Below are 21419 nucleotides of genomic sequence, written 5' to 3'. Positions count from 1 at the left end.
CAAGCGACCGCAGAGAAGGAGTACGCCGTGCAGACCGCGACCGCAGCACCGCGCAAGGCGCCCCGGCCCCGCGCCGACGCCCTGCGCAACCGCGAGCGGATCGTCACCGCCGCCCGCGAGATGTTCGTCGAACACGGCCCGGACGTGCCGCTCGACGAGATCGCCCGCCGGGCCGGCGTCGGCAATGCCACGGTGTACCGCAACTTCCCCGACCGTGACGCCCTCGTCCGCGAGGTCGTGTGCTCCGTCATGGACCGTACGTCCGAGGCCGGCGAACTGGCGCTCGCTCAGACCGGGGACGCGTTCGAGGCGCTGGAGCGCTTCGTACACGTCGCCGCCGACGAGCGCATCAGCGCGCTGTGCCCGATGGTCGCCACCACCTTCGACAAGCACCACCCCGACCTCGAGGCGGCACGCGAGCGCGTCGAGCAGATCATCGGGGAGGTCATGGACCGGGCGAAGGCTGCCGGTCAGCTCCGCCCCGACATCGGCGTCGGTGACCTGATGGTCGCCGTGGCCCAGTTGAGCCGGCCCCCGGCGGGCACCGCGTGCCTCAGCATCGACCGGTTCGTCCACCGTCATCTCCAGCTGTTCCTGGACGGACTGCGGGCCCCGGCCCGCTCGGTCCTGCCGGGCACGCCCGTGACCATGGAGGATCTCCGCCAGGCCTGACCCACAGATGAGTTCGGCGCACCACGCGAGTCTTCAGCCCACAGGTCCGCAGCACGCAGGTCCGCAGCCCACAGGTCCGCAGCCCACAGGTCCGCAGCACGCAGGTCCGCAGCACATGGGTCCTGACCACACGGGTCCGGACCACATGGGTCCTCACCACGTGGGTCCGCAACACGTCTTTCGAAGCCACACGAACGCCGCACCGACGCCGACACCGATGTCGTCACCGACGCCGACACCGATGCCGACGTCGTCACCGCGCCTCGAGCCCGCCTCCAGCCGGCAGCCGTAGGCGTAGGCGTAGTCACCTCATCAGCGACCTTTTTTCCGTTTTTTCCGTCCCGAAGTCCCGGAGTGGGTACCCCCATGTCTGCAACAGCCGTAAAGGCTCCGAGCGCCGCAGAGGCCAACCGCTGGAAGGCCCTCGTCTTCATCGCGCTCGCCCAGCTGATGGTCGTCCTCGACGCCACCATCGTGAACATCGCACTGCCGTCCGCCCAGCAGGACCTCGGCATCTCCGACGGCAACCGGCAGTGGGTCATCACGGCCTACGCCCTCGCCTTCGGCGGTCTGCTCCTCTTCGGCGGCCGGATCGCCGACCTGTGGGGCCGCAAGCGCGCCTTCGTCATAGGCCTGGCCGGCTTCGCCGCCGCCTCCGCGCTCGGCGGGGCGGCCACCAGCGGCGCCATGATGTTCGGCGCCCGCGCCCTCCAGGGCGTCTTCGGCGCGCTGCTCGCCCCGGCCGCGCTCTCCCTGCTCGCGGTGATGTTCACCGACGCCAAGGAGCGCGCCAAGGCGTTCGGCATCTACGGCGCGATCGCCGGTGGCGGCGGCGCCGTCGGCTTCATCCTCGGCGGTGTGCTCACCCAGTACCTGGACTGGCGCTGGACGTTCTTCGTCAACATCCCGTTCGCCATCATCGCCGCGGCCGGCGCGTACTTCGTCATCCGGGAGCCCGAGGGCGGCCGCAACCGCAACCCGCTCGACATCCCCGGCGTCCTGCTCTCCACCCTGGGTCTGGTCTCGCTGGTCTACGGCTTCACCCGCGCCGCGTCCGACGGCTGGGGCGACACCGTGACCGTCTCCCTGTTCGTGGCCTCGGCGCTCCTGCTGATCGCGTTCGTCGTCACGGAGGCCAAGGTCAAGGCCCCGCTGCTGCCGCTGCGCGTGGTCACCGACCGCAATCGGGGCGGCATCTACCTCTCGCTCGGTCTCGCGATCATCGCGATGTTCGGCACCTTCCTGTTCCTGACCTACTACCTCCAGGTCGTCCAGGGCTTCTCGCCGATCAAGACCGGTTTCGCCTTCCTGCCGATGGTCGCGGGCATGATCACCGGCTCCACCCAGATCGGTGCCCGCCTGATGACCCGGGTCCCGGCCCGGCTGCTGATGGGCCCCGGCTTCCTGGTCGCGGCGGCCGGCATGTTCCTGCTGGCCCAGCTGGAGATCGACTCGGCGTACGCCTCGGTCGTGCTGCCCGCGATGGTGCTGCTGGGCCTCGGCATGGGTACGGCGTTCATGCCGGCCATGTCCCTGTCCACCCAGGGTGTCGAGCCCCGGGACGCCGGTGTCGCCTCCGCGATGGTCAACACCTCGCAGCAGGTCGGCGGCGCGATCGGCACCGCGCTGCTGAACACGATCGCCGCCTCCGCGACGACGTCGTACATCAGGGACCACATCGCCGGCGCCACTTCCAAGCCCCAGCAGCAGCTGGTCCAGCTCCAGGGCACGGTGCACGGCTACAGCGTCGCCATCTGGGCCGCCGTCGGCATCCTGGTGCTCTCGGCCGCGATCGTCATGACCATGGTCAACGCCGGCCGCCCGGGCGGCACGACCGTGGCCTCCGGCGAGGGCGAGGCCATCGAGGACGAGCTGGTGGTACCGGTGATCGCGCACTAGGCGCCGACCGCACGGAACCACCGGACAGCAAAGCCTCCGGAACCTCACCGGGCACCCCTCCGGTACCCCTCCTTCCGTACGCGACGGGGAAGGGACGTCCCGTTCCGTACGGTCCCCGGACCCGTCCCCGGCTCCCCGGGGGAACGGCTCAACGGAGCCAGGGCAGGTCCGCGCCCGCCTCGGCGGGCTGAAGACCCTCGGCGACGATCTCCATGATCTCGCCGAGGGTCTTCTGCTGGTCCTCGGACAGCCGCTCGAACAGCGCCTGCCGTACGGCGGACACATGGCCCGGCGCGGTACGCCGCAGCACCTCGGCGCCCTCGTCGGTGAGCACCGCGAACTGGCCCCGCTTGTCGGAGGGGCAGTCCTCGCGGCGTACCCAGCCGTTCTTCTCCAGGCGGGCGACGGCGTGCGACAGCCGGGAGCGGGTGATCTTCGCGTTCATGGCCAGCTCGGTCATCCGCAGCCGGCGGCGCGGGGCCTCGGCGAGTCCGACGAGAAGGCCGTAGTAGATGTGCGGCATGCCCGCGTCGCGCTGGAGCTGCCGGTCGAGGTGGTCCTCGAGGAGGGTGGTGGCGTGCAGGTAGGAGCGCCAGACGCGCTGTTCTTCCTCGGTCAGCCAGCGATGCCCGTCGGCGGAGTTCGGTGCCGTGTTCATGTATCCCACTCTACGAGACCACTCCTTGAACTTTAAACAAGTAAGACGTAGTGTGTGGCGTGAAGCTTGAGAGTTTAAGTAATCACTCGAGAGCCGTACCGGAGGGAGTCGCCGTCATGTCCGCCGCCACCCAGGGGCGCATGCCCGCCCTCTACCTCAGCCACGGCGCCCCGCCGCTCGCCGACGACGCCGTCTGGCCGGGCCAGCTCGCCGCCTGGTCCGCCGCCCTGCCGCGCCCCACGGCGATCCTCGTCGTCTCCGCCCACTGGGAGGAGGCCCCGCTCGCCCTCGGCGCCCTGCGCACCGTCCCGCTCGTCTACGACTTCTGGGGCTTCCCCGAGCACTACTACCAGGTGCGCTACGCGGCCCCCGGCGCCCCCGCGCTCGCCGACTCCGTCCGCAAGCTGCTGCGCGCCCCCGGCACCCCGGTCCAGGACATCCCCGACCGCGGCCTCGACCACGGCGCCTACGTGCCCCTCGTCGAGATGTTCCCGGCCGCCGACATCCCCGTCCTGCAGATCTCCATGCCCACCCTGGACCCGGTGCGCCTGATGGAGATCGGCCGCCGGCTCGCCCCGCTGCGCGACGAGGGCGTCCTGATCATCGGCTCGGGCTTCTTCACCCACAACCTGGCCGCCCTGCGTCACGTCGGTGCCGGTGTGCCCAGCTGGTCCTCCGAGTTCGACGACTGGGGCCGCCGGGCCCTGGAGGACCGGGACTGGGACTCCCTGCTGGCCTTCCTCGACAAGGCCCCGGCCGGCCGTTACGCCCACCCGCGCACCGAGCACTTCGCCCCCCTCTTCGTCGCCATGGGGGCGGCGGAGGCGGGCGGCGAGCTGGACGGGCAGAAGTCCGTGATCAACGGGTTCTGGATGGGCATGGCGAAGCGGTCGGTGCAGTTCGGCTGAGCCTGCTCCTGAGCCTGCTGCCGAGCACGCCCCTGATCACCCACCTGCACACGCCCCTGATCACGCGAACGCCACCGGCGCGACCGGCTCACAGCTCCTTCTCGTACCAGGCCACGTCCCAGTAGCGGCCGAACTTGCGGCCCACCTCGCGGTACGTGCCGACGTAGCGGAAACCGAACCGCTCGTGCAGCCGCGTGGAGGCCTCGTTGGGCTGCGCGACACCGGCGTAGGCGCGGTGCAGGTCCTCGCCCGACAGGGCCGCGAAGAGGGCGTCGTAGAGAAGCGTGCCGACGCCCCGGCGTCCGGCGTGCGGGGCGACGTACACCGTGGTCTCCACCGAGGTGCCGTAGGCCGCCTTCGCGCGGTAGGGGCTGGACGTGGCGTACCCCAGGATCTCCTGGGAGTCGGCCGCCACGGCAACCATCAGGCGGTACGGGCCGTCTTCCGGGTGGGAGAGCAGCCACGGGCGGCGCTCCTCGGGGGTGAAGACGGCGGTGTCGAAGGTGATGGCCGTCTCACGCACGTAGTGGTTGTAGAGGTCCGTGAGGGCGCCGAGGTCCGCTTCGACCCCTGGCCTGACCTGCACCTCTGCCGACCCTGCCGCCATCGGACCTCCCCCCGGGCGCGACAGGGTACTGCATGATCAGAAGATTCGCGGGGTGGGTTGGGAATTCTGTCCTGATTCCAGTCGTTGTTTCCTTCGGATGCAGGGCACTCGAAGAGAGTCCTCACTGAGTCCCGACAGGAGTGCCGAGCGTTCGTCAGGACCACCCGCAAGCCCACCAGAGCAAGGGAGCACGCATGGCAACCCGTGCCGTCGCCCGTCGTCAGTCCGCCACCGGCGAGACGGCCGACTCGGCAAGCAGTGTTCGCGCCCATGGCGGCGAGATCGCCGACCGCGATCTGGTCGGCATGTATCTCGACGAGATCGCGCGGACACCGCTGCTCGACGCCGCCAAGGAGGTCGAGCTGTCGCAGACCATAGAAGCGGGTGTGTTCGCGCAGCAGGTCCTCGACGGGTACGAGAAGTCGGTCACCGACGCCACCCGCGAGGAGCTCGAGGCACTGGCCGCCGCCGGTGAGCGCGCCAAGGACGTCTTCATCCGCTCCAACCTCCGGCTGGTCGTGGCGGTCGCCCGGCGCTACCCGCGCAGCGGCCTGCCGCTGCTCGACCTGATCCAGGAGGGCAACGCCGGCCTGGTGCGTGCGGTCGAGAAGTTCGACTACCGCAAGGGGTTCAAGTTCTCGACGTACGCCACCTGGTGGATCCGCCAGGCGATCACCCGGTCCATAGCGGACCAGTCCCGCACGATCCGCCTCCCCGTCCACCTGGTGGAGGAGCTGGGCCGCATCCGCCGCGTCCAGCGCGAGTTCAACCGGGAGAACGGCCGCGACCCGGAGCCCGCCGAGATCGCCACCGAGCTGGGTTCGACGCCGGAGCGCGTCACCGACGTGCTCGACTGGGCCCGTGACCCGGTCTCGCTGAACATGTCGGTCGACGACGAGGGCGAGACGCAGTTCGGCGACCTCCTGGAGGACACCTCCGCGGTCTCCCCGGAGCAGTCCGTGCTGACCCTGCTGCGCAGTGAGGAGCTGGACGACCTGATCGGCCGCCTCGACCAGCGCACCGCGTCCATCATCAAGATGCGGTACGGCATCGAGGACGGCCGGGAGCGCACGCTGACGGAGGTCGGCAAGGAGCACGGTCTGACGCGTGAGCGCATCCGCCAGATCGAGAAGCACGCGCTGCTCGAACTGAAGAAGCTGGCCCGCGACACCGGGTTCGACGCCGCGGCGTGACCGGCGCCGGTCCGCCTGCCGACCGCGCACGCCGGGTGGCGCAAGACAGCGCAAAACATGGCTGTGTAACGCCGCTTCAACGCCTCGGGCCCAGGGAAAAACCCTTGCGGGCCCGGGATTCCGGCCGGCCGGGGCACCGGACGGCCGGTCGGAGCACCGCACCGGACCGGGCCGGGTTCCCGCGGGGACCCGGACCTGAGCCCGTGCGGGGCCCGTGCGCGCTTCCGGCTCAGTGCGTCCCGCCGCCCCGCCCGTGCGGGTCGTCCGGGTCAGCCCTCACCCGGGCTGCGATCCGCTCGGCCCCGTCCGACCGCCTCGCCGTTCGACCGTCTTACCGTTCGGCCCCCACAGCCACGTCCCGACGCACCACCCCCCCGGCGCCGGGACCTTCCAGAGCCGGGCTTCGGCGCCTCTCCCCCCAGGCGCTGAGGCTCGGCTCTTTCCTGCTCGCGAACGCACCCGCGGCCGGCCCGGTTCCGGGGCCCGCCGGGCACTGGAGCGGCGGGCCACCCCGTACCTGAACCCCGGGGTGGCCCGCCGGATGGCAGATTCTGCCACATGGGCATAACCTGCCGACGTGAGTACCCCGCACACCCCCCACACCACCCCTGATCAGGCCATACTGTCCTCGGCGGCAGCAGTGGCAGCGGCATCCCCGCCTCCCGTGGCGTCCCCCGCCGCGTCCCCGGCCGTGTCCCTCACCGAGCGGCGGAAGGCGGAGACCCGGATGGAGATCGCCCGGGCCGCGGCGGGCCTGTTCGTCCGGCAGGGCCTGCGGGCCACCCGCGCCGAGGACATCGCCCAGGCCGCCGGAATCGCCCCGCGCACCTTCTACCGCTACTTCGCCACCAAGGAGGAGGCGGTGGCCCCGCTCTACGCGGCCGGCGCCCAGCGCTGGTCGGAAGCGGTACGGCAGGCACCCGCCCCGCTCGCCCTTCACGAGGCCCTGGAACACGCCGTCCGCCACACGCTCACCCCGGGCGCCGGGGTCTCGGCCGCCTCCTGGGAGTGGGTGCGCACCCTGATCCGCCTCGCCGACAGCAGTCCCGCCCTGCGCAAGGTGTGGGCGGAGGTGTGCCAGACGGAGGAGGCGCACCTGGCGGAGATCCTGGCGGCGCGGCTCGGTGCCGGAGGCGACGACAACGTTGCCGCCACCGTGCCGGTCACCCCCCAGCTCCGGTTCGCGGCGGCGGTCGTCGCGGCGGCGGTCCGCGTCGCCGTCGAGTCCTGGTCCACGACCTCGGCCCCGCCCGCCGGTCCGCAGGGCCCGGCCGCCCTGGCCCTGCGCAACCTGGAGGCGCTGCGCGGCTTCGAGTGGAGCGAGGTGCGCCGGCCGGCCTGACCCGGCCGGGTCCGACCTCCGGTCGTTCTCGGCCGGGGCCGACCTCCGGTCGCTCTCAGGGGGCCGCCGCCCGCACGCGTCCGCCGCGCTCACGCACCCCCCGCCCGGCTCAGCCGGGCGCCCAGGTCCCGTACGCACGCGGCGAGTTCGGGGGACTCCCGGACGCGGAAGTCGTAGCCCGTCATCGCGAGCCGGACCGCCAGCCACTCCACCGGCTCGCCCGTGGTCCCCCGCACCACACAGCCCCCCGTCCCGTCGTCCCGCGGTGCCTCGTGCCCGCCGCGCAGGCGGCCGGCGATCAGATCGGCGGGCGCCGCGAACCGGACCTCGAAGCGGTAGGTCTCCTGCCCCTGCTGCAACGAGCGCCGCAGGTAGGCGGCCGCGCTGCCGCCCGGGACCTCGCGCGGGGAGAACCGCGCGCCGGTGGCGGACGGCTCGCTCACCCGGTCCACCCGGAACGTCCGCCAGTCGCCCCGGTCGAGGTCGTAGGCGACGAGGTACCAGCGCCGGCCCGTCGACACCAGCCGGTAGGGCTCGGTCAGGCGCCGCGACTCGCTGCCGTCCTTGGAGCGGTACGCGAACCGCAGCCGTTCGTGCCCCGCGACCGTCGACGCCATCACGGTCAGGGTCTCCGGCGCGATACTCGCCCCGTCGCCGCTGGTCAGCGGGGTGGTCGCGGCCTGAAGCGTCGACACCCGGTGGCGCAGCCGGGCGGGCAGGACCTGCTCCAGCTTCGCCAGCGCCCGGACCGCGGCCTCGTCCACGCCCTCCACCGCGTGCCCGGCACCCGCCCGCAGGCCGACCGCGATCGCCACCGCCTCCTCGTCGTCGAGGACCAGCGGGGGCATGGCCTTTCCCGCCACCAGCCGGTAGCCGCCGTCCGCGCCCATGGACGCCTGCACGGGATACCCCAGCTCCCGCAGCCGGTCGACGTCCCGGCGCACGGTGCGGCGGGACACCCCGAGCCGGTCGGCCAGCTCGCCGCCGGGCCACTCGCGGGGTGTCTGCAGGAGGGAGAGCAGGTGCAGGAGCCGGGCCGGGGTGTCCGTCGTCATACCGTCGAGGATGCCGCACATGTAGGACACGATCTGACCTACTGAAGCCCTACCGTGAGGTCATGACCTCCACGGAACCCACCACCCTGAGCGCGCCGGCCGCCGCCGCGGGCGACCGCCGGCGATGGTTCGCCCTCGCGATCGTGATGGCCGCGGCCTTCATGGACCTCGTCGACGTGACGATCGTGAACATCGCGATCCCCTCGATACAGCGGGACGCGGGCGCCTCCTTCAGCCAGATCCAGTGGATCACCGCCGGCTACGCCCTCGCTTTCGCCGCGGGCCTGATCACCGGCGGCCGCCTCGGCGACATCCACGGCCGCCGGCGGCTGTTCCTCCTGGGCATCGGCGGGTTCACCCTGGCCTCCGCCCTGTGCGGCTTCGCCGCGAACCCGGAGATGCTGGTCGCCTCCCGCATCCTCCAGGGCGGCATGGCGGCGATGATGGTGCCGCAGGTGCTGTCGATCGTGCACGCGACGTTTCCCGCGCACGAGCGCGGCAAGGTGTTCGGCCTGTTCGGCGCGATCGTGGGCCTCGGCGCGGTCTCCGGCCCGCTGCTGGGCGCCCTGCTGACCGAGTGGAACCTCTTCGGCCTGGAGTGGCGCCCGATCTTCCTGATCAACCTGCCGGTCGGCATCGTCGCCTACCTCCTCGGCCGCCGCTTCATCACCGAGTCCAAGGCGCCGCGCGCGCTGAAACTGGACCTGGTGGGCGTCGCCCTGGTGACCCTGGGCCTGCTGATGCTGCTGTACCCGCTCACCCGGGGGCGCGAGCTGGGCTGGCCGCTGTGGGGACACCTCTCCATGGCGGGCTCCGTGGTCGTCTTCGCGGGTCTGGTGGCGTACGAGCGGCGCAAGGCGTCCCGGGACGGGTCCCCGCTGGTCGAGCTGTCGCTGTTCCGGGTGAAGAGCTTCGCGGCGGGCATCGCCGTGCAGACGGTCTTCGGCGTCGCGCTCGGCGTGTTCTTCCTGGTCTGGACGCTGTACATGCAGATGGGCCTCGGCTGGAGCCCGCTGCGGGCCGGGCTGACCGGTGTGCCGTTCTCGATCGCGGTGTCCGTGGCCGCCGGTATGTCGGTGCAGAAGCTGGTCCCGCGCTTCGGGCGGAAGGTGCTCCAGGCGGGCGCGCTGATCATGGGGCTCGGCGTGCTGGTCTACATCGCCGAGGCGCACCGCTACGGCCTCGGCATCGCCTCCTGGCAGATGGCGCTGCCGCTGGTGGTCATGGGCGCCGGCATGGGCCTGATCGTGGCCCCGCTGACCGACGCGGTGCTCTCGGAGGTGCCGCGCGAGCACGCCGGGTCCGCGTCCGGGCTGATCAACACCGTGCAGCAGATGGGCAACGCGCTCGGGCTCGGACTGGTGTCGGTGGTGTTCTTCGGGGTGATCGGCGACCGGCTGACCCGCGCCGAGGTGGGCCCCGCCTTCGTGCACGCCTTCCAGCACGCGCTGTGGTGGGTGGCCGCGGTGATGGGCGTCATCTTCCTGCTGATGTTCGCGCTGCCGAAGCGCCCCGCGCTGCACCTGGAGGGCGCGGAGGACGCGACCCCGGAGCAGTCGGCCGATGAGGAGCCGGTGCTGGTTCCCTAGCCGCGGCAGCCATGTGGCGGCTCCGGCAGCCATGTGGTGCCCCCACCACGGGTGGCGCGGAGGAATGTGTGCGGCGGCTGGGCCCGGTACCCGTGGGGTGCCGGGCCCTTCGCATGCCCGTTTCGCGTATGCGTTTCGGATGTCCTCTCCCGTGCCCGTTTCGCATGTCTGTTTCACGCCCACTGACGCCCGTTCATGCCCGAAATGTGCCTGAAAGTGTTTACTCCGACGAACGTGAGGCGTAGGCTCCGGATAAATCAACACATTCGGGCATCACGATGGAGGCACAGCGGACATGTACGCACCGGAGCGGCAGCAGGAGATCCTCCGGCTCGCCCGGGACGGCGGCCGGGTGGACGTCCTGTCACTGGCCGAGGAGTTCCAGGTCACCGCGGAGACGATCCGCCGCGACCTGAAGGCCCTCGACCGGGCCGGGCTCGTCCGCCGGGTGCACGGCGGTGCCATACCGGCCGGACGCCTCGACTTCGAGCCGGACCTCGCCGAACGCGAGTCCACGGCCGCCGACGAGAAGGACCGCATCGCCAAGGCCGCCCTCGCCGAGCTGCCGGCCGAGGGCACGGTGGTCATGGACGCCGGTACGACCGTGGCCCGGGTCGCCGCGGCGATCCCGCTGGACGCCTCCCTCACCGTCGTCACCCACTCCCTGCCCATCGCCGCCCGCCTCGCCGACCACCCGGGCATCCAGCTGCACCTGGTCGGGGGGCGCGTACGGCACCGCACGCGCGCCGCCGTGGACGCCTGGGCGCTGCGCGCGTACGGCGAGATCCGCGCCGACGTGCTGCTCGTCGCGGCCAACGGCTTCTCCGTCGCACACGGCCTGACCACCCCCGACCTCGCCGAGGCCGCGGTCAAGCGGGCCGCGGTCGCCGCCGCCCGCCGCGTCGTCCTCCTCGCCGACTCCGCCAAGCACGGCCAGGAGCACTTCGCCCGCTTCGGCGACCTGGGCGACGTGGACGTGCTGATCACCGACAGCGGACTGAGCGCCGAGGACGCCGCCGCCATCCGACGCGGCGGCACGGAGGTGGTGTGCGCATGATCCTCACCGTCACCCCCAACCCGTCCCTGGACCGCACCTACGAGGTCCCTTCGCTGACCCGCGGCGAGGTCGTCCGCGCCTCCGGTGAGCGCATGGACCCCGGCGGCAAGGGCGTCAACGTCTCCCGCGCCGTGGCCGCCGCCGGCCGCCGCACGGTCGCCGTCCTGCCGCTGGGCGGTGCGCCGGGAGGGCTGGTCGCCGACCTGCTCGCCGCCCAAGGCATCGCGGTCGTCCCGGTCCCGGTCGCCGGGGCCACCCGCTCCAACATCGCGCTCGCGGAGACGGACGGGGTCCTCACCAAGATCAACGCGCCCGGTCCGCACCTGTCGCCGCGCGAACGGGAACTGCTCCTGGACGCCGTACGCGAACAGTCGCGCGACGCCGACTGGATCGCGTGCTGCGGAAGCCTGCCCGGGGGGCTCGAACCGGCCTGGTACGCCGATGTGGTCGCCCGGGCGCATGCCGGGGGCGCACGCATCGCGCTGGACACCTCCGGGCGCGCGCTGCTGGAGGCGCTGCGCGCGCGGCCCGACGTGGTGAAGCCCAACGCCGAGGAACTGGCGCAGGCCGTCGGGCGCCCCCTGGCGACCGTGGGCGACGCGTTGAAGGCGGCCGAGGAACTGCGGGAGCGGGGCGCGCGCGCCGTGCTCGCGAGCCTGGGCGGGGACGGACAGCTCCTCGTCGACGGCGCGGGCGCCTGGTTCGGCACCGCACGCGTGGACGCCGTGCGCAGCAACGTCGGCGCCGGTGACGCCTCGCTGGCCGGCTTCCTGATCGCCGGCGGCAGCGGCCCGCGGGCCCTCGCCTCCGCCGTCGCCCACGGCGCCGCCGCCGTCCGGCTGCCCGGCAGCGTCATGCCGGCCCCCGCCGACCTGAACCCGGCCGCCGTGACGGTCACCGCCGAGGTCCCCCTGGACCGCGAACTGACGGAGCCGGCCCCATGAACCCCCACCACTCCCGCGACGACGCTCCCGGTACGGCCGGCCCGCCGCACCCCCACACCCACGGCCCCGTTCCGCTGCCCTTCCCGGTGGTCCTCCCGGTGACCGTCCCCCTCCCCGACGACCACCTCCGCACCCCGGACCGCCCCGCGACCGATCCCCGCCCCGTCACCGACTCCCGTTCCGTCGGCGACACCGTCCCCACCCGCCCCGCACCCCGGGCGATACGCGTGCGAAGGAGCCCGCGATGAGCGACATGATCACCGCGGACCTGGTCGACCTCGACCTGTCCGCCGACACCAAGGAAGCGGCGGCGCGGGCCCTCGCCGAACGCATGGTGGCCCTGGGCCGGGTGACCGACCTGGACGGCTTCCTCGCCGACGTGGCCGCCCGCGAGGCCCAGATGCCGACCGGTCTCGACGGCGGCATCGGCATCCCGCACTGCCGCAGCGCCCACGTCACCGAGCCGACGCTCGCCTTCGGGCGCAGCGGCGCCGGGATCGACTTCGGCGCGCCGGACGGCCCCGCCGACCTGATCTTCCTGATCGCCGCCCCCGCCGGGGCCGACGACGCCCATCTGACGATCCTGTCGTCGCTGGCCCGGCAGCTGATGAACGCGGAGTTCACCGCGGCGCTGCGGTCCGCGGACACCCCGGGGGCGGCGGCCGCGCTGATCCGCGGCGACGCGCCTCCCACGGCGCCCGCACCCGGCCCCGCCGTATCGGAACCGGTGCCCTCGCCGCAACCCGCCGTACCTGCGGCCGCACCCGGGCAGGCCGCACCCGGGCAGGCCGTGCCTGAACAGGCCGTACCCGAGCAGGCCGGGGAGGAGGCTGTCGTGGCCGAGGCCGGCGGTGAGCGTCCCTTCCGGGTCGTCGCCGTCACCTCCTGCCCCACCGGCATCGCCCACACCTACATGGCGGCGGAGTCGCTGGAGAACGCGGGCCGTGAGGCGGGCATCGAGGTCGTCGTGGAGACGCAGGGCTCGGCCGGTTTCACCCGGCTCGACCCGGCGGTGATCGCGGCGGCGGACGGCGTGATCTTCGCGCACGACGTGCCCGTGCGCGACAAGGAGCGCTTCGCCGGGAAGCCGACCGTCGAGGTCGGCGTGAAGGCGGGCATCAACCGCGCGAGCGAGCTGATCACCGAGGTCAGGGGCAAGGCGGAGCGCGGCGAGACGACCTCCGGCGCGGCGCCCACCCCGGTGGAACGCTCCGGTGACCCCACCGAGGGCTACGGCACCCGGCTGCGCACCTGGCTGATGTCCGGCGTCAGCTACATGGTGCCGTTCGTCGCCGCCGGCGGTCTGCTCATCGCCCTCGGCTTCGCGATCGGCGGCTGGCAGGTCGACAAGGCGCCCTCGGTGATGGACCACTTCCTGTGGACCCAGGCCGACAGCTGGGGCGCCCTGCTCTTCCAGATCGGCGGCGTGGCCTTCAAGTTCCTCGTCCCGGTCCTGGCCGGCTACATCGCCTACGGCATGGCGGACCGGCCCGGCCTCGTCCCCGGGTTCGTCGGCGGCGCGATCGCCCTGAACATCAACGCCGGCTTCCTCGGCGGACTGGCCGCCGGTCTGATCGCCGGTGGCGTGGTGATGGCGATCCAGAAGGTCCGCATCCCGCCCGTCCTGCGCGGCATCATGCCGGTGGTGGTCATCCCGCTGATCTCCTCGGCGATCGTGGGCTTCCTGATGCTGGTGGTGATCGGCAAGCCCATCGCCTCGGCGCAGAAGGCGCTGACCGACTGGCTGGGCGGCCTCACCGGCAGCAACGCGGTCCTGCTGGGCGCCCTGCTCGGCCTGATGATGTGCTTCGACCTCGGCGGCCCGGTCAACAAGGTCGCCTACACCTTCGCCACGGCCGGTATCGCGATCGCCGACCCCAGCCAGTCCGCGATGCGGATCATGGCGGCGGTCATGGCGGCCGGCATGGTCCCGCCGCTGTCGATGGCGCTGGCCACGACCGTGCGCGGCCGGCTCTTCACCGCCGCCGAGCGGGAGAACGGCAAGGCCGCCTGGGTCCTGGGCGCCTCCTTCATCACCGAGGGCGCGATCCCCTTCGCGGCGGCGGACCCGCTGCGCGTCATCCCGTCCGCGATGGCCGGCGGCGCGGTCACCGGCGCCCTGTCGATGACCTTCGGTGCCACGCTGCGCGCCCCGCACGGCGGCATCTTCGTCGTCCCGCTGATCGGCAACGCCGTCCTGTACCTGGTGGCCATCGCGGCGGGCGTGTGCGTCACGACGGCGCTGGTCGTCCTGCTGAAGGGCATGCGCAGGACGTCCCCCGAGTCCACGGCGACCGGGCCGGCGGCCGACCCGGCCACGACGGCCAAGGGGGCGAAGGGGGCGAAGCAGCCGGTCGCCGCCTGACGGTGCGCCGCCGCCGGCACCTGACGGCGCGTCGGACGATGTCCGATTGACGCCCTGTGAGGTGTTCGGGCGGCCTGGGAGATACGTCACGGTCCGGGACCGAAGTCCCGGACCGTGGTGTGTACTGGGACGTATGCCTCAGCACGTCACGACTCTCCAGCTGACCGGAGCGGCCGTCCTCACGCTGGCGGCCGCTGCCTGGGTGATCGGCCTGACGCGACTGACCCGCCTGCTGCGCCGCCCCCGTCCCGCCCCCGGTCGCATGGCCCACGCCCTCCCGGTGATCCCGCGCCAGCGCCAGGCGGGGCCCCCGTGGGAGAGCGTCGAACTGACCCCGGCGGAACGGGACGCCTTCGCGGGCCTGGTCCGCCGGATCGGCGACCGCTGACCCGGCCCGGCCGCTGAGCCTAGGGCCGGACCTGTCCGGCGGCCCGGCGCTCCATCGCCTCCCGGGCCGCCTCCTGCCGCGTGTAGACCTCGCACATGTGCCGCCCGTCGGGGGTCGCCGTGTGCTCGACCTCCCACAGGGACAGCTCCGTGCCGTCGGCGAGCAGGAAGGCGTGCTCGTACAGGGAGAAGGTCAGCCCGCCACGGCCGGCCCGCCCCGGGCGCCCGAACGCCTGGGTGATCTGGTGCGCCACGGCCGTCGCCACCAGCGCGGCGGTGTCCGCGCCGGGCCGGTCGGCGTTCTCCGCGCGGCGCAGCAGCCGCCGCGCGTGGTCCGCCGAGTCGTCGGTCAGGTACGTGTGCCGCGGCTCGGGGACCGACGACAGCTGCATCAGTACCGGCAGTTCGAACTCGGGGGTGTCCGGCGGCAGCGGCAGCCGGCCGGTGGCCGCGCGCAGCTCCTCCTCGTCGACGTAGATCTCGTGCTGCGGTTCGCTGCCCGGCGCGGTGTTGTGCACCAGCTCCCACAGGGTGACCGCCGAACCGTCGGCGAGCAGCCAGGTGTGCCGGTACGTCTCCCGGTGCAGCCCCGCGCTGTGATGGGCGGAGTGCAGTGAACTGTCGTGCGCCAGCGCGCAGTCCAGCTGTCTTAAGGCCTCGTCGGGCAGTTCGAAGGAGTTCAGGGCGCGGCCGAGGAGTCGCGCGAGATGCTCCTCCGGAGACTCCGGCGACTCGGCTGGTTCGTACGCTGCCGTCTCGTACGGAACGCTCAAGGTGTCTCCTGGCGTCGCTGCATGTCACCTGGTGGGTGCATACCGTAGCCCCTAGGTCGGACATCATGTCCAGGAACCGGGAAAACATACGCCGGGAAAACGCGGCGGTGGCGCGAAGAGTTCCCGCGCGCTGCCGCCTGCCGTCGGAAACCGCCGGTCGGACGGCACCTCCGGGCACCGGTGCCCGTGCTCACCGGCTCCCGTACAACTCCCCGTACGACGGCCACAGTCCGCCCGGTCCGTCCACCGGGTCGGCGGCGCGTACGGCGCGCACGATCGCCCGCGTCACCATGTCCGCACCGGCCGCGAGCACGTCGTTGAGCGCCAGGGGCCGGCCGGTGCCGAGCGGGCGGGCGCCGGTGGCCAGTGCGAAGACGGTGTCCCCGTCGTTCATGAGGTGCACCGGCCGCACGGCGCGCGCGATGCCGTCGTGCGCGGTGCCGGCCAGCTTCTGCGCCTGTGCCTTGGTGAGGTCCGCGTCGGTGGCGACCACGGCGAGCGTGGTGTTGAGCGGCGGCGGCACGTTCCGCGAGGCCGCCTCGGCCAGGCGGCGCCGGGCGGCCTCGTGCACCCGCCGGTCCGGGTACTCCACCCGCCCGCGCCCCTGGAACAGTTCGCCGTACAACTCGCCGTACAGCACACCCGTTTCCGGGTCGATCACCGACCCGGCGGCGTTGGCGACCACCAGCGCGCCCACCGTGACCCCCGATCCGAGCACGGTGCTCGCGGAGCCGACACCGCCTTTGAGCAGCCCCGCCGTCGCGCCCGTCCCGGCGCCCACGCAGCCCTCGGCCACCGCGGCACCCGGCGGGCTCGCCGCGGCCGCCTCGACGGCCGCGCGTCCCGACGCCGCGTCCGGCCGGGCCCGGAAGTCGCCGCCCCGGCCCAGGTCGAAGACGCAGGCCGCGGGCACCACCGGTACGACGTGGGCCGGGTCGGGTCCGACCCGCACCCCGCGCCCCCGCTCCTCCAGCCAGGCCATCACCCCGGACGCCGCGTCGAGCCCGTACGCGCTGCCGCCGGACAGCACCACCGCGTCCACCGTGCGCACCACGTTGCGCGGGTCGAGGGCGTCGGTCTCCTTGGTGCCGGGTCCGCCGCCGCGCACGTCCACGGCGGCGACGGCCCCGCCCTCCGGGGCGAGAACGACCGTGGTGCCGGTGAGCCGGCCGTTCCCCCGGTGGGTGGCGTGCCCCACCCGCAGCCCGGCGACGTCCGTCAGCGCGTCAGCAGTCATGCCGGCCAGTCTGTCCCACCCGCTCCGGCCCGTGCGCCCTCTCGCGGCCGCGAGGCGCGCGGGCGCGAGGGCGGGTGAGCGCGCGGGCGCCCAGGCGCGTGGGCACACGGGCGGGAGCAGGAGCGGGCGTACGGGCCGCAGGGGGTGTCGCGCGCCCGGGCCGTACCCTGGACGCATGAGTGACGCCCCCGAGTCCGAGCCGCGCGAACCGAAGCCCGCGCTGGTCTTCGACGACCCGCTGAACCAGCAGTCGTCCGACGACACCGACCGCGGCTGGGGCGACCGCACCGAGGGCGACAGCGCCGCCGACCTCAGGCGCTTCCTCGACGAGAAGCCGCCGCACCACCTCTGAGCCGCCCGCGGCGCCCGCGCTAGCGCGGGTCGTGACCCGTGCCGCGCTGGGCGAGCAGGGCGTCGCGGATCTCCTTGAGCACCTCCAGCTCGGTCACCTCGATGACCTCCTGCGCGCCCTCGCGGGCCTTCCTGCGGGCCTCCTGGTGGGCCAGGTACTTCGACATCGGCAGGACCATCAGGAAGTACACCACCGCCGCCGTGATGACGAAGGTGAGCGTGGCGCCGAGGACGGTGCCCCACAGGATCGGCACGCCGCTCTTGACCGTGCCGTCGGCCGCCACCTTGCACGGGGCCTTGAGGCACGAGCTGTAGGTGTCCAGGTTCTGCGTGCCGATCGCCCCGACCAGCGGGTTGATGACGCCCCTCACCACCGAGTTGACGATGTTGGTGAAGGCGGCGCCGATGACCACCGCGACTGCCAGATCGACGACGTTGCCGCGCATCAGGAAGGCCTTGAAACCCTGCCAGACGCTCGGTACCTGCTTCTTCACGCTCACCTCGGGGACTCTCCTCGCACGTGCGGGGTGGGGCACAAAACGCTGGGCAACCTACGCCACGGCGCGTGGGCCGCGTCGCCCGAGGTGGGTCGGACGGGGATCGTGACAGCAGAGCGCGGAGGAAGCGGCCGAGCCGGCTCAGCACAGCGTCACCGCCAGCCGTGCCGTCGCGCCGGCGCCGACCAGCCGGGCCGCCGCGTCCCGCGGGACCACCAGGACGACCAGCGCCCCGCCCGCGGCCGCAGCGTCGTCCACCGGTTCCGGCAGCCTCGCCACCCGCGCCCCGCGTGCGATCACCCGGGCCGCGCCGCCCGCCGCCGGGTCCTCGGCGGCGATGACGTCGACCCGGTCGCCGGGCCGCAGCAGCCGGACGGTGGCCGGGTCGGCGATCCGCACCGGCGCCCGTACCGTCTCCGCCGCGGCTGGGCGCCGTACCGGATCGGCGGCCGGATGGCCGCGCGGGCGCTCGGTGCGGTGCGGGTCCGGCGCGGCGCGCGGCCCCGCGGCCACGACGGCGGCCGCGGTCACCGCGAGACCGGCCGCCAGGGCCCTCCGCCGGTGGCGGACCAGCCGCTGCACCTGGTACCGCCCGCCGCGCACCCGCACCGGCGTGAAGTGCGGGACCGCACAGGTGGGCGGGGCGTCGGGGCCGGGCGGACGGGAGGAGGGGAGGGAAGGGGGAGGGGACGGGAACGGGCGAGAACGGGACAACGGGATCACCACCTGCGGCGAGGAGTTCGGGCTGTGCTGCCACGATGGCGCAGCACGCCGGACTCCGCCGGAGCCGGTGGACCACCGGCCGGTTGTGGACAACTCGCCCACCCGAACGAGGCATTCCGCATCCCGCCCGTCCCCGCTCCCGCCGGTTGCGGCAGGCGCCCCGCCCCGTCCCCGCTCCCGCCGGTTGCGGCAGGCGCCCCGCCCCGTCCCCGCTCCCGCCGGTTACGGCAGGCGCCCCGCCCCGTCCCGGCCTCCGTCCGCCACGGCAGGCGCCCGGTCCCGGTTCCGTCACCGGCTACGGCAGGCGCCCGGTCCGATCCCGCCCCCGCCGGTTACGGCAGCGCGAAGCCCGGGTCCATGCCGCCGAGCGCGGTCGTGCACAGGCAGTCGCGGGCCGCGTTCTCCGGCAGCGCCGACACCGCGTCGAACAGCACGCCGCGCAGCCGGTCCACGTTGGCCGCGAAGACCTGGAGCACCTCCTCGTGCGAGACGCCCTCGCCGGTCTCGGCACCCGCGTCGAGGTCGGTCACCAGGGTCAGGGAGGCGTAGCACAGCTCCAGTTCCCGGGCGAGCGCCGCCTCGGGGTGGCCGGTCATGCCGACGACGGACCAGCCCTGCGCCTGGTGCCACAACGATTCGGCACGGGTCGAGAAGCGCGGCCCCTCCACCACGACGAGCGTGCCGCCGTCGACCGGCTCCCACTCGCGTCCGCGCGCCGCCTTCAGCGCGGCGGCCCGCCCGGTGGGGCAGTAGGGGTCGGCCATGGACACGTGGACCACCCGGGGCACCGTGCCGTCGGGCAGGGGGAGGCCGTCGAAGTAGGTCTGCGCCCGGGACTTGGTCCGGTCCACCAGCTGGTCGGGGACCAGCAGGGTGCCGGGTCCGTACTCGGGGCGCAGGCCGCCCACCGCGCAGGGGGCGAGCACCTGGCGGACTCCGACGGACCGCAGGGCCCAGAGGTTGGCCCGGTAGTTGATGCGGTGGGGCGGCAGGTGGTGGCCGCGACCGTGCCGGGGCAGGAAGGCGACGCGGCGGCCGGCGACCTCGCCGAGGAAGAGGGAGTCGCTGGGCGGACCGTAGGGGGTCTCCACCTCGACCTCGGTGACGTCCTCCAGGAACGAGTAGAAGCCCGAGCCGCCGATTACACCGATCTCTGCGTTCGCCATGCCCAGCACCCTAACGGGCCGCCGGAACCGGTGGCAGCCGGTGTCCGGACACGCCGCGGGCCCGGCCGTCGGGAGACGGCCGGGCCGGGCGGAACGAGGTGTCCGAGGCGGTGCCTCAGGCGGCGGAGCTGCTGGCCGAGCCCGACGACGAGGACGTCGAAGCGGACGACGACGAAGAGGACGACGTCGACGAGGCCGAGGACGTCGACGGCTTCGCGTCGGACGCCGACGAGCCGGACGGCTTCGAGGCCGGGCTGCTGCTCGACGACGAGCCGCGGCTGTCGTTGCGGTAGAAGCCGGAGCCCTTGAAGACGATGCCGACCGCGGAGAACACCTTCTTGAGGCGTCCGTTGCAGTTCGGGCACTCGGTCAGAGCGTCGTCGGTGAACTTCTGCACCGCCTCGAGGCCCTCGCCGCACTCGGTGCACTGGTACTGGTAGGTCGGCACTGTCTTCCTCCTGGCACTCTCACTCATTGAGTGCTAACGACGGTCCATACTGACGCATTCCCGGGGTTCAGTCCACCGTGACCGGCAAGCGGTGACCGACGCCACGTGCCACCGTACGGGTGCGGGGACGGGCGGCCAGCAGGGAACGCAGGCCCGCCAGGGTCACCAGGGCGAGGACGGTGCCCGCCATCGGCACCAGGAATCCGGCACCCGTCCACAGGCGGTCCTCCAGCTGCCCGGCCACGGTCACCGCGGCCGCCTGGCCGAGGGCGACGGCGCCGGTCAGCCAGGTGAAGGCCTCGGTGCGGGCGCCGGCCGGGACCAGGTCCTCGACCAGGGTGTAGCCGGTGATCAGGGCGGGGGCGATGCACATGCCGACCAGCAGGCCGAGCCCGGCGAGGAGGAGCACCGAGTGGGCCGTCCACAGCGCGGACGCGGTCAGGGCGAGCGCGGCGTAGCCGAGGACCAGGCGCCGCTGCGGGGCGGCCTTCCAGGCGACGGCGCCGCAGACGATGCCGGAGAGCATGTTGCCGGCGGCGAAGGTGCCGTAGAGGACGCCGTTCAGGCCCGGCTCGCCGATCGACTCGGTGAACGCGGCCAGGGAGACCTGCATGCCGCCGAAGACGGACCCGATGCCGAGGAAGGCGACGACGAGCACCCGGACGCCGGGGACGCGCAGGGCGGAGGCGTGCCGCACGCGCGCGTGGCCGCTGCCGCCGGTCACCCGGGGCTGGGTGCCCTTCTGCGCGGCGAACAGCAGACCGCCGACCAGCGTCAGCGCGGCCTCGGTGACCAGGCCCGCGGCCGGGGCCACGGTGGTGCACAGGGCGGTCGCCAGCAGCGGACCGAAGACGAAGGTCAGCTCGTCGGTGACCGACTCGAAGGCGGCGGCGGTGGTCATCAGGGGCGAGCCCTGGAGCTTCACGCCCCAGCGCGAGCGCACCATGGGGCCGATCTGCGGCACCGAGGCGCCGGTCGGCACGGCGGCCAGGAACAGGGCCCACAGCGGGGCGTGCGCCAGCGCCAGGGCCGTCAGGGCGATCCCCGACGACGTGTGCACGAGGATGCCGGGGATCAGCACCGCGCGCTGCCCGTAGCGGTCGGCGAGGCGGCCGCTGTAGGGGGCGAACAGCGCCATGGAGACGCCGGTGGCGGCCGCGGCGGCGCCGGCCGCGCCGTAGGAGCCGGTGGTGTGCTGGACCAGCAGCACGATGGAGATGGTGAGCATCGCGAACGGCTGGCGTGCCGCGAAGCCGGGGAGCAGGAACGTCCAGGCGCCGCGGGTGCGCAGCAGCTGTCCGTAGCCCGGGCGGGACGGTGCCGCCTCGTTCGCCGCGGGCTCGGTGGTGACCGTGGATGCCACGGCCCGTGCCTTTCTGCCGCCTGGTAGCGCGGCCCCGGGGTGGGGGCAGGGAACGCCGAGAGCTGTCCTCTTGCGCGGAACTGCGGTAGATACCGGCGCCCACTGAGGGGAGCGTCCCGGCCGCCATACGGTCGCGCCAGCTCTGCGTCAGGCAGAGTTGGTTCGAATCTGGTGTGCCTTCATCC

22 protein-coding genes are annotated in these 21419 nt (G+C 73.3%); 12 read left to right on the top strand and 10 right to left on the bottom strand.

From position 1 onward, the window contains the following. The first annotated feature begins 27 nt into the window (after positions 1 to 27). Positions 28 to 672, top strand: coding sequence for a TetR/AcrR family transcriptional regulator (locus ACZ6CZ_RS16705; protein ID WP_469020992.1), 645 nt, complete (start codon positions 28 to 30; stop codon positions 670 to 672). A 366-nt stretch (positions 673 to 1038) separates the two neighbouring features. Continuing rightward, positions 1039 to 2571, top strand: coding sequence for an MFS transporter (locus tag ACZ6CZ_RS16700; protein WP_469020989.1), 1533 nt, complete (start codon positions 1039 to 1041; stop codon positions 2569 to 2571). Positions 2572 to 2719: 148 nt separating this feature from the next. Here the strand turns inward: ACZ6CZ_RS16700 and ACZ6CZ_RS16695 are convergent, their stop codons facing one another. Then, positions 2720 to 3229 carry a MarR family winged helix-turn-helix transcriptional regulator gene (locus ACZ6CZ_RS16695; RefSeq protein ID WP_469020987.1) on the bottom strand — a complete coding sequence of 170 codons (510 nt, stop codon included), beginning with the start codon at positions 3227 to 3229 and terminating at the stop codon, positions 2720 to 2722. Between the two features lie 116 nt (positions 3230 to 3345). Here ACZ6CZ_RS16695 and ACZ6CZ_RS16690 point away from each other — a divergent pair, with 116 nt between their 5' ends. Then, positions 3346 to 4137 carry a dioxygenase family protein gene (locus ACZ6CZ_RS16690; protein ID WP_469020984.1) on the top strand — a complete coding sequence of 264 codons (792 nt, stop codon included), beginning with the start codon at positions 3346 to 3348 and terminating at the stop codon, positions 4135 to 4137. Positions 4138 to 4225: 88 nt separating this feature from the next. Here ACZ6CZ_RS16690 and ACZ6CZ_RS16685 read toward each other — a convergent pair whose 3' ends face one another. Then, positions 4226 to 4744 (bottom strand): GNAT family N-acetyltransferase, encoded by a 519-nt coding sequence (locus tag ACZ6CZ_RS16685; protein ID WP_469020981.1) that lies wholly within the window; start codon positions 4742 to 4744, stop codon positions 4226 to 4228. 194 nt (positions 4745 to 4938) lie between these two features. Between ACZ6CZ_RS16685 and ACZ6CZ_RS16680 the strand changes: the two genes are divergently transcribed. Beyond that, entirely contained in the window at positions 4939 to 5937 is a 999-nt protein-coding gene (locus tag ACZ6CZ_RS16680) for a sigma-70 family RNA polymerase sigma factor (protein WP_469020978.1), read from the top strand. Between the two features lie 727 nt (positions 5938 to 6664). After that, positions 6665 to 7279: a TetR/AcrR family transcriptional regulator gene (locus ACZ6CZ_RS16675; protein ID WP_469021637.1), complete on the top strand. Its 615-nt coding sequence runs from the start codon at positions 6665 to 6667 to the stop codon at positions 7277 to 7279. Positions 7280 to 7368: 89 nt separating this feature from the next. Here ACZ6CZ_RS16675 and ACZ6CZ_RS16670 read toward each other — a convergent pair whose 3' ends face one another. After that, a complete protein-coding gene (locus ACZ6CZ_RS16670; protein WP_469020975.1) occupies positions 7369 to 8334 on the bottom strand; it encodes a helix-turn-helix transcriptional regulator in 966 nt (321 codons plus the stop codon). A gap of 62 nt (positions 8335 to 8396) precedes the next feature. On the opposite strand from ACZ6CZ_RS16670, the gene ACZ6CZ_RS16665 reads away from it, so the two are divergent. From ACZ6CZ_RS16665 to ACZ6CZ_RS16640, 6 genes are all read left to right on the top strand, one after another. Then, complete coding sequence (locus ACZ6CZ_RS16665; protein WP_469020972.1) at positions 8397 to 9923, top strand: MFS transporter; 1527 nt, start codon at positions 8397 to 8399, stop codon at positions 9921 to 9923. Positions 9924 to 10218: 295 nt separating this feature from the next. Further along, positions 10219 to 10980: a DeoR/GlpR family DNA-binding transcription regulator gene (locus ACZ6CZ_RS16660; RefSeq protein ID WP_469020970.1), complete on the top strand. Its 762-nt coding sequence runs from the start codon at positions 10219 to 10221 to the stop codon at positions 10978 to 10980. Next, positions 10977 to 11924: a 1-phosphofructokinase gene (gene pfkB / locus ACZ6CZ_RS16655; protein ID WP_469020968.1), complete on the top strand. Its 948-nt coding sequence runs from the start codon at positions 10977 to 10979 to the stop codon at positions 11922 to 11924. The genes ACZ6CZ_RS16660 and pfkB overlap by 4 nt, the downstream gene beginning before the upstream one ends. Then, positions 11921 to 12172 (top strand): hypothetical protein, encoded by a 252-nt coding sequence (locus tag ACZ6CZ_RS16650; RefSeq protein ID WP_469020965.1) that lies wholly within the window; start codon positions 11921 to 11923, stop codon positions 12170 to 12172. Before pfkB ends, ACZ6CZ_RS16650 begins: the two co-directional genes overlap by 4 nt. Beyond that, positions 12169 to 14289 (top strand): PTS fructose transporter subunit IIABC, encoded by a 2121-nt coding sequence (locus ACZ6CZ_RS16645; RefSeq protein ID WP_469020964.1) that lies wholly within the window; start codon positions 12169 to 12171, stop codon positions 14287 to 14289. Before ACZ6CZ_RS16650 ends, ACZ6CZ_RS16645 begins: the two co-directional genes overlap by 4 nt. Before the next feature lie 133 nt (positions 14290 to 14422). Then, positions 14423 to 14677, top strand: a complete 255-nt coding sequence (locus ACZ6CZ_RS16640; protein WP_469020962.1) for a hypothetical protein — start codon at positions 14423 to 14425, stop codon at positions 14675 to 14677. 19 nt (positions 14678 to 14696) lie between these two features. Here the strand turns inward: ACZ6CZ_RS16640 and ACZ6CZ_RS16635 are convergent, their stop codons facing one another. Next, the gene (locus ACZ6CZ_RS16635; protein WP_469020959.1) at positions 14697 to 15449 is read right to left on the bottom strand and encodes a DUF6227 family protein; all 753 of its coding nucleotides are present in this window, start codon (positions 15447 to 15449) and stop codon (positions 14697 to 14699) included. Between the two features lie 190 nt (positions 15450 to 15639). Further along, positions 15640 to 16686: a P1 family peptidase gene (locus ACZ6CZ_RS16630; protein ID WP_469020956.1), complete on the bottom strand. Its 1047-nt coding sequence runs from the start codon at positions 16684 to 16686 to the stop codon at positions 15640 to 15642. Between the two features lie 175 nt (positions 16687 to 16861). Here ACZ6CZ_RS16630 and ACZ6CZ_RS16625 point away from each other — a divergent pair, with 175 nt between their 5' ends. Then, positions 16862 to 17038 (top strand): hypothetical protein, encoded by a 177-nt coding sequence (locus ACZ6CZ_RS16625; RefSeq protein WP_469020953.1) that lies wholly within the window; start codon positions 16862 to 16864, stop codon positions 17036 to 17038. Between the two features lie 19 nt (positions 17039 to 17057). Here ACZ6CZ_RS16625 and mscL read toward each other — a convergent pair whose 3' ends face one another. From mscL to ACZ6CZ_RS16600, 5 genes are all read right to left on the bottom strand, one after another. Further along, positions 17058 to 17537 (bottom strand): large conductance mechanosensitive channel protein MscL, encoded by a 480-nt coding sequence (mscL, locus tag ACZ6CZ_RS16620; RefSeq protein ID WP_469020952.1) that lies wholly within the window; start codon positions 17535 to 17537, stop codon positions 17058 to 17060. 138 nt (positions 17538 to 17675) lie between these two features. Then, positions 17676 to 18257: a hypothetical protein gene (locus ACZ6CZ_RS16615; RefSeq protein WP_469021634.1), complete on the bottom strand. Its 582-nt coding sequence runs from the start codon at positions 18255 to 18257 to the stop codon at positions 17676 to 17678. Positions 18258 to 18589: 332 nt separating this feature from the next. Beyond that, positions 18590 to 19423, bottom strand: coding sequence for an S-methyl-5'-thioadenosine phosphorylase (locus ACZ6CZ_RS16610; RefSeq protein ID WP_469020951.1), 834 nt, complete (start codon positions 19421 to 19423; stop codon positions 18590 to 18592). Positions 19424 to 19538: 115 nt separating this feature from the next. Further along, positions 19539 to 19871, bottom strand: coding sequence for an FmdB family zinc ribbon protein (locus ACZ6CZ_RS16605; protein ID WP_469020948.1), 333 nt, complete (start codon positions 19869 to 19871; stop codon positions 19539 to 19541). A 67-nt stretch (positions 19872 to 19938) separates the two neighbouring features. Then, on the bottom strand, positions 19939 to 21234 hold the full coding sequence (locus ACZ6CZ_RS16600; protein ID WP_469020947.1) for an MFS transporter: 1296 nt from the start codon (positions 21232 to 21234) through the stop codon (positions 19939 to 19941). Between the last annotated feature and the right edge of the window lie 185 nt (positions 21235 to 21419).

The sequence above is a fragment of the Streptomyces sp. NPDC041135 genome, from assembly GCF_055592085.1.
Note: the sequence above shows the minus strand (reverse complement) of the source record. Positions and strands in the feature narration are given on the sequence as shown.